Raw genomic sequence first — 11,601 nt, 5'->3', positions numbered from 1 at the left:
GGGCGTCGCTTCTCTTGTCATTGATCGGATGTTACGGCTTTGGGGAGACGAGCGATGAAATCGATCATATTGTCCCCCAAGAGACTGATGTGTTGGTATCCCGCTAACTCGGCCGCCTTGGGATCCTTCGCCTTGATTGCGGCAATGATGCACTGATGCTCCGGGACGGTTTCCGCCATTCGGCCCGGCAGATAGGTCACGTGCTTCCAGTACATGGCGACGCGCTTGCGCAACGACCGAGTTTGCTCAGCAAGGAAAGTCGTATGGGTCGCACAGTAGATGACCTCATGGAAATCCAGATTCGTCATGTAGAAGCCTTCCGGATCACCGGACTTGAAAGCTTGTTCCAAACGGTCCTGGATTTCTTCGAGCTGCGCGATCTGCTTGAACGTTGCTCTACGGGCCGCATACTTCGCGCACATGCCCTCCAGCATCGACATAGTGTCGAACATTTCGAGCAGCACCGGCGTCGATAAAGCCGCCACCGTGACCCCTTGACGCGGCCGGCTCTCAAGAAGGCCCGTTGCAATCAATGCTTTGATAGCTTCTCGCATGGGGGTGCGTGAAACCTTAAACTTCTGCGTAAGCTCCGCCTCGTCAATACGCGAGCCGGGCAGCATCTGCCCGCCAATGATCATTGCTTCGATGGCCTCTCTCACCCTGTCTGAGAGGCTCTGGGCAGGCATCACACCTGTATCGTGCCCAGGATCGGAGAGCGAAATCACCTCTGCGGAACTCATGGCGCCGGGGGCTCCCAGCTGGATATTTTTCGAAATTTGCATCGGCACCCCTGTGTTGATTCTGTTTAAGGCACTAATCGCGCTCAATCGGCTGCGAATGCGACTCTGCCCATGTCAGCACCCAGTCTTGGCATATTTTGGATCCCATAAATTCTATTCAGTATACATCTATCTCTACTTTGTATCAATAGCTCTTGCTTTTTCGCCACAGATTGGTCAAAACTTGGACTACGCATCGCTGTTTCAAATGCGCGCGCCTGCAAGGCCGCATCTGTTGGCGAGCTCGTAACGAAAGGAAATATCATGACGTTGCCGCAAGAGATTATCCGAAAGAAGCGGGATCGCCTCGCCCTTACCGGTGAGGAAATTGCTCTCTTCGTCGGCGGCATCGCGGACGGTAATGTCACTGAAGGTCAAATCGCAGCTTTCGCTATGGCGGTCTTCCTGAATGCCTTGAGCATTGAGGAGCGAGTGAGCCTCACTCTGGCCCAACGCGATTCCGGAGTGGTCCTAGAGTGGAACTCGCTGAATCTCGATGGTCCTGTCGTTGATAAGCACTCGACCGGAGGCGTGGGCGACGTCGTGTCATTGATGTTAGGACCGCTTATTGCCGCTTGCGGCGGATATGTTCCAATGATCTCGGGTCGTGGCTTGGGACACACAGGTGGCACCCTCGACAAGCTTGAATCGATACCCGGTTATAACCTCGTTCCTTCGACTGATACGTTCCGGCAGGTGGTGAAGGAGGTTGGCGTCGCAATCATTGGACAGACGGCAAAGCTTGCTCCCGCGGACGGACGAATCTATTCCATTCGGGATGTAACTGCGACGGTCGAATCCATCGATCTCATTACCGCCTCTATCCTTTCCAAGAAGCTTTCAGCTGGTCTTCAGGCCCTGGTCATGGACGTGAAGGTCGGTTCCGGCGCTGTAATGCCAACCATTGAAAAATCGATCGAGCTCGCACGAAGCATGGTCGATGTGGGAACTGGTGCGGGAATGAGCACGAGCGCCGTATTGACCGACATGAGCCAGCCACTGGCGCCGGCGGCCGGCAATGCTGTCGAAGTTCAAGCCGCCATTGATTATCTTACCGGAAAATCTCGCCCGAGAAGGCTACACGAGGTAACCTTCACTATATGCGAGCAGATGCTGATTGCAGGACAGCTCGCGCGGGCCGAGGCTGAGGCCCGCGACATGCTCAACCGAGTGCTTGCTTCCGGCGCGGCAGCCGAGCGCTTCGGCAAGATGGTAGCGATGCTGGGAGGCCCAATCGATCTGATCGAGGCTCCTGCAAAGTATCTCCCCACGGCGCCCATTGTCCTGCCAGTGGTGCCCTCCGTCGGCGGATTTGTCCAAGCGATCGACTGCAGGGCGGTAGGCATGGCTGTGGTGGAACTTGGCGGCGGGCGACGACGACCCGAAGATGCCGTAGATCCCGCGGTGGGCCTGACTGGCTTGGCAGAGATTGGCCAAGAGATCCTGATCGGTCAGCCGATTGCCCATGTCCACGCCCGAACCATCGAAGATGCAAACGCTGCCGCAGAGAAGGTCTGCCATGCTTACCTTATGGGCGGTACCTCGGTGAAACCTCCCCCGACCATCCACCAATTGGTTCGCTGATTGCGGCGCGCCAAAGCGGTCGAGGCGAAAACATTAGGCAATGCTACATTGCGGTGAAGCGCTCTCCTTAGCTTTTCATCTCCGTCGAAAGTACTGTGCGAAACAGCAGCGGGTACAAAAATGGGCAACCATCGAAACAGGATCAGCGCAGTTGACGTCGTGTCCAGCCAGGTGGAGATCACGCGCGAGGGCAAGGTCGAGTTGGAAACCGCGATTGCCGACCTGCTGGACGAGAATTCCTTCGAGCTGATCGGCCGCGACAACGGTCCTTATCGCTTGCTCCTGGATGGCGTCGGTCCCAGGCTGGCCTTTCACCTGTCCGACGCTGAAGGCAATCCAATCCTCGTGCTTATCTTGTCGTACACACCATTCAAGCGGGCCATATCCGATTACGTTTTCGCGTGCGAGGCGCTTTGCTCCGCCGTAGCTGCTTCTGACCCTTACAAAATCGAGACAATTGACATGAGCCGGCGCGCCTACCACAACGAAGGCTCCGAACTGCTTCGCGATCGTCTTTCCTCAAAGGTTCGGCTTGATCTTCGCACAGCACGACAGCTCTTCACGCTTATTATCCTATGTCGAACCCCTAGTTTTTGGCGCGTGCCGCTTGGAATAGCTTCGTAACATCAGATCACAGTTCATCCATTCGATCAGGGGGAAACCCCGTGAACAGCATCTTTAATTGCCCAGCGAAATAACCGCCTCATTCCAGCCGCTTAAATCCGGCAAAGTTGCTGTTTGTGACATGCTGATCCTCGCAACCGGCTCGTGGCTCACTTATTCAGATGCACCTATCTGGCGACAATGAACTTCGCTCATTCCTAATATCTACGCGCGCACGCTAACTCAGGACACCATTCGAACGACTGCGGGCTTGGTCGCATCTCAACTGTCAGAAAATCCGTAAGGAACATCCGCCCGGCGGAGATTATCCGGCAGGATCTGCCGGCCGAGGGGAGGTTCTGACCGTGCGGCGCATGCAGTTCGGTGACAGAGGCTACACGTAATGCCAATCGGAGTTGGGCTCTCAATCTGAGGGTGATCTTGGGCATATATCAACTTTTCGGCGTGGTGAGCTTCACAGACCAACGCGACCGACCTGTCGACGCTCGCCATCCCGTAGGCGCCGCCACCAGCGCTGACCGTCCTGGCTATTGAGAAGAAGCGTTGGCCTTCGGGCAATTCCAGCCATTGCGTCACGACCTTGCGGGGGGTCGTGAAGACTTGATGCACAGTCCAGAGCGGACAGCCGCCACCGTGACGGGCAAAGGGGAAATTGCCACTGTTCAGTCTCTTCGAGATATTTCCCGCCGCGTCCACGCGGATGAAGAAGAATGGTACCCGCTCCTGGCCGGGTTTCTGCAAGGTAGTAAGCCGATGTGCGGTTTGTTCGAAGCTTGTTCCAAACTGGCGAGCCAACAGTTCGATGTCGTACCGACGGCTGTCGACCGCTCGAGCGAATGCCGCGTACGGCATGATCGTCGCCGCGGCGCAGTATGCAGCAAGAGCTCGGTGAGCAAGTCTACGCGTGTTATCGTTTGGGAACCGCCCCTCGGCAACCGTCGACAGGATCGCCTCATCGAACTCCAGATAAGCGAGCTGCTGGGCCAGCTGGAACTGGTGACTTGGAAGGTCCAGAATCTCGTTGATGAGCAGTTCCTTGCGGTGCCGGTCGAGACGACGAACGGATCCGGTCATCACATTTGAAGGGAGGCGCCGGACCCGGATCTTGTGGTGCGTTTGGAGGTACTCGGTCAACCCTCCCGCTTCGGTGATGTTGGCGAAAAGCTTTTCGGAAGCCGCGTCCAACATCGGAAAGCAATTGCGGCGCGCAGACAGAAAACTTCGGACAGCAGCCACCGGATCTAGAGCGTCGCAACCTTCGCTTGTCAACTGCCGTCGCTTGTCAGCGAGGGCGAACTGACCTTCCTTGTACGCGGTGTGAAGGCGGAGCAGCGCTTCTGCGACGCCCGGAAAGCTGTGCGCGACGTCTGCCACTTCAAGCGATCCAAAATCAACGTCCATCAGTATGGAATCTTTGACCATGGCTTGGAGCCGCGACACGGTATCGGGCGCCGCGGCATTCGTGAATTCTGAGAAGTCTATCTTGTAGGCTTTCGCGAGCCGGAGCAGCGTTTCGGCTGTGAGCGGACGCTGGTTGCTTTCCATCAGGGCAATATAGGACGGCGAAATGTCGAGGTCTGCCGCCATTCCGGCCTGGGTCAATCCGAGATCCCGGCGCAAGCGGCGCAGACGTGGCCCAAGGTAGACTCCCTGCATATCCATACAGCCTTCACAACGTTACGGGCAATTCTTGTAAAGTTTGACAATCTGACACGATTACTCTCGCACAATTCAATATCCAAATATACATTTTTTGCATCCAAAATCGTCATTTTTGGAGAAAACAATGGTCATGCGGCGCATCGTTGCGGCGATGCGGCAATCTCTCGGATCTGCGTGGCGCATGTGAGACTTGCGGCCGCAGCCCATGTTCTTTTCAGAACCTCATACTCAAGAAAGCTGACGAAATGAACGCATCATCGATCTATTCCGGTCCCGTCTTTGCGATGGCGAGACGCCAATTCGAGACGGTAGCCGACCACCTTGACATTCCCACGGATGAGCGGTCACGCATTTTTATCCCCAAGCGTGCGCTTGCTGTCTCTTGCCCAATTACCCGTGATGATGGCTCGATCACGGTTTTTCAGGGCTATCGCGTACAGCATCATTTGACGTTGGGACCGACAAAAGGCGGAACCCGGTTTGCATCGAACGTCGATGTGGGCGAAGTGGCTGCGCTCGCTATCTGGATGAGCTGGAAATGCGCGCTGGCCGGATTGCCCTACGGTGGCGCAAAGGGTGGTATCGCCGTCGACCCACGCTCACTTTCCCGCCGGGAGCTTGAAGCTCTTTCGCGCCGCTACATGCAGGAGATGATACCATTTGTGGGTCCGCACACGGACGTGATGGCTCCCGATATGGGGACGAATGAACAGGTCATGGCCTGGTTCATGGACACATATTCAATGTATCAGGGCCAGACCGTTGCCGAAGTGGTCACCGGAAAGCCGGTCGAGAGCGGTGGCACGGTTGGGCGCCGCGAGGCCACCGGACGAGGGGTCGCTTACCTTGTCAAACGCGCGGCCGAGACCGTCAAGTTGGAGTTGAGTGGTGCGACGGCAATTGTGCAGGGATTCGGCAACGTTGGTTCCGTGGCGGCTCTTACGTTGCAATCGGCTGGCGTCAAAATCATTGGCGTCAGCGACCACAGCGCCGCTTATTTCGATCGCGGTGGACTGAACATTGAAGCGCTTGAGCAACACGTTCGGCGAACCGGTGCGCTGGAGGGCTATTCCACGGAAGGTCTTTTTGATCCGGAAGACCTACTTGTCCAGTCATGCGACATTCTTATTCCGGCCGCAGTCGAGCGAGTGATCACGGAGAAGAACGCTGGCAAGATCCAGTGCCGCATCCTCGCCGAGGGAGCCAATGGGCCGACCACACCCGAAGCGGATGCTATCTTAAAGGACCGCCCAGAGATTTTCGTTATCCCGGATATACTTTGCAACGCCGGCGGCGTCATCGTTAGCTATTTCGAGTGGGTCCAAGGACTACAGCAGCTTTTCTGGGACGAAGCAGAGGTGAATGATCGCCTCAATCGTACCTTGGAAAAATCCTTCCAGGCAGTTTCCCGCCGTGTGGAGATGCGCAAGCTGACGACACGCGACGCTGCTTTGTCGATCGGCGTTGACACAGTCCTCAGAGCCAAGCGGACCCGTGGCCTGTTTCCCTGAGGCCAAAGACAATAAGTGGCTTTCGCCGACCTCGCAAGGTCGGTGAAAGCGGCGGGCGACTGGCAACTTGATTGCTTCGAGAGGCGCCCCGTCGAAAACCAGATCGCTTTTAGATCTGCAGTAGCTCAATTGATATTCAGGAGGCGAAGTTGGTCCGAGTCCTACAGGAATGCCGCGGCCCCGGCGACACAGCAATCGACCACTCGTTGGGAAACAAGTTCCGTGAAATGCGGCGACGGTCGGGCTATTCCCTTGAGGAGATGTCCGTCGTCACGGGGCTTACAGAGGACGAGATCACCTCCGCTGAGAGAGGTATTTTCGCCAGCATATTGATACTCAGCCGCTTGACGGCGCTTGCCCAAAAGCTGGGCTACTAACTCTGGAGTCTCAAGGGGTTGCCCTGGGGCAGGTAGCGTCTGCTGACTGGAGTATCTGATCTTCGGCTACCATGTGGTCGATGCCAATTCTAGCGGCGGAACCATTCGGCCGTTGGGCCGCTCGCAGCTGAAATGTTCAGTATGCAACTGTGCCTAAGCCCATCCCTGAGCCGATCTGAAATGAAGCGCTGGCCTTGCCATTGGTTTAGCAGGGTTCATTGTGGGTCATGACACGCTACGGCAGTCTGCTATTGCGGAAAGTCAGCAGCGCCTTGAGAAGGGCAACCTCGCTGCCCTTCATTTCGTTCGTCACTTGCCTGACCTGCCTAGCCGATCATCGGCAAGAGCTCGCTGACCGACTTCTTCGCATCGCCGTAGAACATGCGGGTGTTCTCCTTGAAGAACAGCGGGTTCTCGATGCCGGAATAACCGGTGCCCTGACCACGCTTGGAGACGAAGACCTGCTTGGCCTTCCACACTTCGAGCACCGGCATGCCGGATATCGGCGAGTTCGGATCTTCCTGCGCCGCCGGGTTGACGATGTCGTTCGAGCCAATGACGATGACGACGTCGGTATTGGGGAAGTCGTCGTTGATCTCGTCCATTTCCAAGACGATGTCATAGGGAACCTTGGCTTCGGCAAGCAGCACGTTCATGTGCCCGGGCAGACGGCCGGCCACCGGATGGATGGCGAAGCGGACGGTCTTGCCGGCAGCCCGCAGCTTGCGGGTCAGTTCCGAGACCGACTGCTGCGCCTGGGCCACCGCCATGCCGTAGCCCGGCACGATCACGATGCTGTCGGCCTCGTCCAAGGCGGCCGCGACGCCCTCGGCACTAATGGCGATCTGCTCGCCGATGATCTCCATCTGCGCGCCGGTGCTCGCGCCGAAGCCGCCGAGGATGACCGAGACGAAGGAGCGGTTCATCGCCTTGCACATGATGTAGGAGAGGATCGCACCAGAGGAGCCGACCAGGGCGCCGGTGACGATCAGGAGGTCGTTGCCAAGCGTGAAGCCGATCGCGGCTGCCGCCCAGCCGGAATAGGAGTTCAGCATCGAGACGACGACCGGCATGTCGGCGCCGCCAATGCCCATGATCAGGTGATAGCCGATGAAGAAGGCAAGTGCCGTCATCAGGAGAAGCGTCCAGACACCGGCGCCGTTGAAGTACATCAGCAGCAGGATCAGCGAGGCGATCGCGGCGCTCGCGTTGAGAACGTGCCCGCCCGGCAGCTTCCTGGCCTTGCCGTCCAATTTGCCGGCAAGCTTGCCGAAGGCGACGACCGAGCCGGTGAAGGTGACCGCACCGATGAAGACGCCGAGGAAGACCTCGACCTTCATGATCGACAGTTCCACCATGTCCTTGTGGGCCAATATGCCGGCAAATCCGGTGAGGGCTGCGCGGGAAGCCTCGTCGAGAGAAGCGACATGGGCCGCTTCGAGATGGGCATTGAAGCCGATGAACACGGCGGCAAGGCCGACGAAGGAATGCAGCGCCGCAACGAGCTGCGGCATTTCCGTCATCTGCACCCGGCTCGCCACATAATGGCCGAGCACTGCGCCGCCGGCGATCATCAGCGCGATGATGAACCAATTGCCGACGGTCTTGTCGATCATGGGGCCGAAGATCGTGGCAACTACGGCAAGGGCCATGCCGACAATGCCGTACCAGACGGCGCGCTTGGCGCTTTCCTGGCCGGACAGGCCGCCGAGCGAGAGGATGAAGAGAACCGCTGCCGCAACATAAGCGGCCGATACAATACCGATGGTCATTGTGAAGATCCCTGCCGCTTAAGACTTCTGGAACATGGCGAGCATGCGCCGGGTGACGAGGAAGCCGCCGACGATGTTGATGGTGGCGATCAGCACTGACAGCGCCGCCAGCGTCACCACCAGCCCGTTGCCCGAGCCGATCTGCAACAATGCGCCGAGGATGACGATGCCGGAGACGGCGTTGGTCACCGCCATCAGCGGCGTGTGCAGCGAATGGCTGACATTCCAGATCACCTGGAAGCCGACGAAACAGGCGAGCACGAAGACGACAAAATGGCTCATGAAGCTCGACGGCGCATAGGCGCCGACCAGCAGCAGCAGTGCCGTGCCGATGACCAGCAGGATGCCCTGGTTCCTGGTCTGCGCCTTGAAGGCGGCCAGTTCCCGGGCCCGCTTTTCCTCCGGCGTCGGCTCCTTCACCTTTTCCTTCGGCTTGGCGGCGGCGATCGCCTGCACCTTCGGCGGTGGCGGTGGATAGGTGATTGCGCCATCCTTGGTGACGGTCGCACCGCGGATGACGTCATCGTCCATGTTGTGGACGATCACCCCATCCTTGCCCGGCGTCAGATCCGTCAGCATGTGGCGGATGTTCGTCGCATAAAGCGTCGAGGCCTGCGCCGCCATGCGGCTCGGGAAGTCGGTATAGCCGATGACGATCACGCCATTGTCGGAGACGATGCGCTCGTCGGGGACCGTCAGGTCGCAATTGCCGCCGCGTTCGGCGGCCAAATCGATCACGACCGAGCCCGGCTTCATCGCCGCCACCATATCGGCAAGCCACAGCTTCGGCGCATCGCGGCCGGGGATCAGGGCGGTGGTGATGACGATGTCGATCTGAGGCGCGAGTTCCCGGAACTTGGCAAGCTGCTTTTCCCGGAACTCCGGCGAGGACGGTGCGGCATAGCCGCCGGTCGCGGCGCCATCCTGCTGTTCTTCGCCGAAGTCGAGGAAGACGAATTCCGCCCCCATGGATTCGATCTGCTCGGCCACTTCCGGGCGCACGTCGAAGGCATAGGTGACGGCGCCGAGCGACGTTGCCGTGCCGATCGCCGCAAGCCCTGCAACACCGGCGCCGATCACCAAGACCTTGGCCGGCGGCACCTTGCCGGCCGCCGTCACCTGACCGGTGAAGAAGCGGCCAAAATTGTTGCCGGCCTCGATCACGGCCCGATAGCCGGCAATATTGGCCATCGACGACAGGGCATCCATCTTCTGGGCTCGGCTGATGCGCGGCACCATGTCCATGGCGATGACGGTCGCTCCGCTGGAGCTGGCCTGGTCGAGAAGCTCCTTGTTCTGTGCAGGATAGAAGAAGGAGATCAGCGTCTTGCCGGCGGCTAGCCGATCAACCTCTGCGGCTTCGGGCGGACGGACCTTGGCAATGACGTCGGATGTCTCGTAGAGCAAAGCCGCGCTGTCGACCACCGTGACACCCACGCCACGATAGGCCTCGTCCGAAAACCCGGCCTGCCTCCCAGCGCCGGCTTCGATCACGCACTCATAGCCCAGTTTCTGGAGCTGGAGTGCGGCCTCTGGCGTCATCGCGACACGCGACTCGCCCGGCCCGATCTCCTTGGGTGTTCCTATTTTCAAAGTCATTGGTTTCAACCCCTCCTGTTCTTTCCGGTTCAAGAACGTTGGCGCAATATTCGCGGTCGCCATTTGGCGGACCCACAGGTTGTTTTCACCTGGCTTCCGACGTCCCGGCTTCGCTGGCGAAATTGCTCATCGAGGTTGACCCGTTGCCCTGGTCGCAGGCAGGCGATAGTGCGCGATATTCCGCGATGCACTCAATCCGAAGCACCCCAGAACACCCGGGGCTAATGGGTCCCGCGCAACGAAGAATATTCGCTGCGCGAAACATCCCTCATCGCGCGGCAATAATCGCCACGCTTTTGCTTGCACCGATGCGGTTAGCACCTGCGGCAGCCATTGCTTCGGCGATTTCTCTGGTCGAAATCCCACCTGATGCCTTGACGCCCATATCGGGTCCGACTGTCTGACGCATCAGGGCAACGTGTTCAGCGACTGCACCTCGAGCGGCAAACCCAGTCGACGTCTTGACAAAGTCTGCGCCGGCAGCCTGCGAAGCAAGGCACGCAGCAATGATCTCGTCGTGCGTCAACAAGCAGGTTTCCAGGATCACTTTGAGGACGGCATTCCCACACGTGCGTTTCAGCGCGGCAATTTCCGTCTCCACCACTTTGACATTCCCGCTCTTTAGATCGCCGACCGAAATGACCATGTCGATCTCGGACGCGCCTTGAGAAAGGACCAGGTCCGTCTCTGCGTTCTTTATGACGGTTGGTATCGCCCCGAGCGGAAAGCCGACGACGGAGCAAGTCAAAACGTCTGAACCCGAAAGCCTTGCAGCGACGCGAGGTATGTGGAGCGGGTTGACGCAGACGGCCCTGAACTTATGTTCGATCGCCTCTTGGCAGTAGCGTTCGATGTCCGCTTCGGTCGCTTCCGGCCTAAGGTTCGTGTGATCGATCATTGAGGCAAGTTTCAAATTATCAAGCACTGGGAGCTCCCGTTAGATGTGCCGCTGCTAATGTCGCCGCCCTGCAGGCTGCGATCACGGATTCTTCGACATCACGGCGTTCGCCGGTGGCTCGATTTGACCCGACAGCGCAGATGCTGCCGGTGCGAAGATTGAATAGGGAGCCGAGAACGAACAGCGTCGCGGCTTCCATTTCGAGAGCTGCGACCTTGCGAGATCTCAAATACTCCGCCGGTCCTTCGAGGTTGGTAAGCTGATGACCGCCTGGAATTGCGTTCCCTTCGCCGCCGTAAAATGAGTCGACGCTTGCCGTCAGTCCTATGTGATATCGGTAACCCAGCTGCTCGCAAGCCGCGATCAGCGCGTTCGTAACGGCAATATCTGCGACCGAGGGGTATTCTCGATCAACATAGGCGTCTACCGTGCCGGTCATCCGTACGGCACCGTGGGCAATGACGAGGTCCCCAGGCGCGATATGTTCTTGCAGAGACCCGCAGGTTCCCACACGGATGAACGTGTCAGGCCCGGCCTCCGCGAGCTCGAGAACCGCGATCTCAGTCGACGGTCCACCGATACCCGACGAACAAGCGGCGATCGGAGAGCCATTCGCAACACCTCGAGCAAGGCGGAACTCTCGCACGAAGGAAATTTCTTCGTAACTATCCCAAGTCTTGCCCATGATGGGCACACGGCCGGGGTCGCCCGGAACGAGCACGCATCGAGGCAGTTCAACGCCGCGAATGTCCACGTGGCGCTTTCCTCGCGTGACCGGTTTTTCGCTTTCCATGG

General features: G+C 58.5%; 10 protein-coding genes. 4 read left to right on the top strand and 6 right to left on the bottom strand.

What is annotated here, in order from left to right:
• Nucleotides 1–17: 17 nt before the first annotated feature.
• Nucleotides 18–782, bottom strand: a complete 765-nt coding sequence (locus tag QA648_RS32520) for a GntR family transcriptional regulator (protein WP_283054598.1) — start codon at nt 780–782, stop codon at nt 18–20.
• Nucleotides 783–1,043: 261 nt separating this feature from the next.
• On the opposite strand from QA648_RS32520, the gene deoA reads away from it, so the two are divergent.
• Together deoA and QA648_RS32510 are read left to right on the top strand one after the other, a co-directional pair.
• Nucleotides 1,044–2,363, top strand: coding sequence for a thymidine phosphorylase (gene deoA, locus QA648_RS32515; RefSeq protein WP_283054597.1), 1,320 nt, complete (start codon nt 1,044–1,046; stop codon nt 2,361–2,363).
• A gap of 120 nt (nt 2,364–2,483) precedes the next feature.
• Nucleotides 2,484–2,987 carry a UPF0262 family protein gene (locus QA648_RS32510; protein WP_283054596.1) on the top strand — a complete coding sequence of 168 codons (504 nt, stop codon included), beginning with the start codon at nt 2,484–2,486 and terminating at the stop codon, nt 2,985–2,987.
• Between the two features lie 261 nt (nt 2,988–3,248).
• Here QA648_RS32510 and QA648_RS32505 read toward each other — a convergent pair whose 3' ends face one another.
• Nucleotides 3,249–4,649, bottom strand: a complete 1,401-nt coding sequence (locus QA648_RS32505; protein WP_283054595.1) for a helix-turn-helix transcriptional regulator — start codon at nt 4,647–4,649, stop codon at nt 3,249–3,251.
• A 245-nt stretch (nt 4,650–4,894) separates the two neighbouring features.
• Between QA648_RS32505 and QA648_RS32500 the strand changes: the two genes are divergently transcribed.
• Complete coding sequence (locus QA648_RS32500; protein ID WP_283054743.1) at nt 4,895–6,160, top strand: Glu/Leu/Phe/Val dehydrogenase; 1,266 nt, start codon at nt 4,895–4,897, stop codon at nt 6,158–6,160.
• Nucleotides 6,161–6,309: 149 nt separating this feature from the next.
• Complete coding sequence (locus tag QA648_RS32495; protein WP_283054594.1) at nt 6,310–6,537, top strand: hypothetical protein; 228 nt, start codon at nt 6,310–6,312, stop codon at nt 6,535–6,537.
• 326 nt (nt 6,538–6,863) lie between these two features.
• On the opposite strand, the gene QA648_RS32490 is transcribed toward QA648_RS32495, so the two are convergent.
• The 4 genes from QA648_RS32490 to QA648_RS32475 form a co-directional block, all read right to left on the bottom strand.
• The gene (locus QA648_RS32490; protein ID WP_283052289.1) at nt 6,864–8,309 is read right to left on the bottom strand and encodes an NAD(P)(+) transhydrogenase (Re/Si-specific) subunit beta; all 1,446 of its coding nucleotides are present in this window, start codon (nt 8,307–8,309) and stop codon (nt 6,864–6,866) included.
• Nucleotides 8,310–8,327: 18 nt separating this feature from the next.
• A complete protein-coding gene (locus QA648_RS32485) occupies nt 8,328–9,902 on the bottom strand; it encodes a Re/Si-specific NAD(P)(+) transhydrogenase subunit alpha (protein WP_283054742.1) in 1,575 nt (524 codons plus the stop codon).
• A gap of 274 nt (nt 9,903–10,176) precedes the next feature.
• On the bottom strand, nt 10,177–10,806 hold the full coding sequence (gene deoC / locus QA648_RS32480; RefSeq protein ID WP_283054741.1) for a deoxyribose-phosphate aldolase: 630 nt from the start codon (nt 10,804–10,806) through the stop codon (nt 10,177–10,179).
• Nucleotides 10,807–10,825: 19 nt separating this feature from the next.
• Complete coding sequence (locus QA648_RS32475; RefSeq protein WP_283054593.1) at nt 10,826–11,599, bottom strand: nucleoside phosphorylase; 774 nt, start codon at nt 11,597–11,599, stop codon at nt 10,826–10,828.
• Between the last annotated feature and the right edge of the window lie 2 nt (nt 11,600–11,601).

This window comes from Rhizobium sp. CB3171, assembly GCF_029714265.1.
Classification (GTDB): Bacteria; Pseudomonadota; Alphaproteobacteria; order Rhizobiales; family Rhizobiaceae; genus Rhizobium.
This window is presented reverse-complemented; position numbering and strand designations above follow the sequence as displayed.

Bases quoted from the DNA above. Each gene is read 5' to 3' on its own strand.
- QA648_RS32520 (WP_283054598.1), bottom strand. From the start codon at position 782: ATGCAAATTTCGAAAAATATCCAGCTGGGAGCCCCCGGCGCCATGAGT.
- deoA (WP_283054597.1), top strand. From the start codon at position 1,044: ATGACGTTGCCGCAAGAGATTATCCGAAAGAAGCGGGATCGCCTCGCC.
- QA648_RS32510 (WP_283054596.1), top strand. From the start codon at position 2,484: ATGGGCAACCATCGAAACAGGATCAGCGCAGTTGACGTCGTGTCCAGC.
- QA648_RS32505 (WP_283054595.1), bottom strand. From the start codon at position 4,649: ATGGATATGCAGGGAGTCTACCTTGGGCCACGTCTGCGCCGCTTGCGC.
- QA648_RS32500 (WP_283054743.1), top strand. From the start codon at position 4,895: ATGAACGCATCATCGATCTATTCCGGTCCCGTCTTTGCGATGGCGAGA.
- QA648_RS32490 (WP_283052289.1), bottom strand. From the start codon at position 8,309: ATGACCATCGGTATTGTATCGGCCGCTTATGTTGCGGCAGCGGTTCTC.
- deoC (WP_283054741.1), bottom strand. From the start codon at position 10,806: ATGATCGATCACACGAACCTTAGGCCGGAAGCGACCGAAGCGGACATC.
- QA648_RS32475 (WP_283054593.1), bottom strand. From the start codon at position 11,599: ATGGAAAGCGAAAAACCGGTCACGCGAGGAAAGCGCCACGTGGACATT.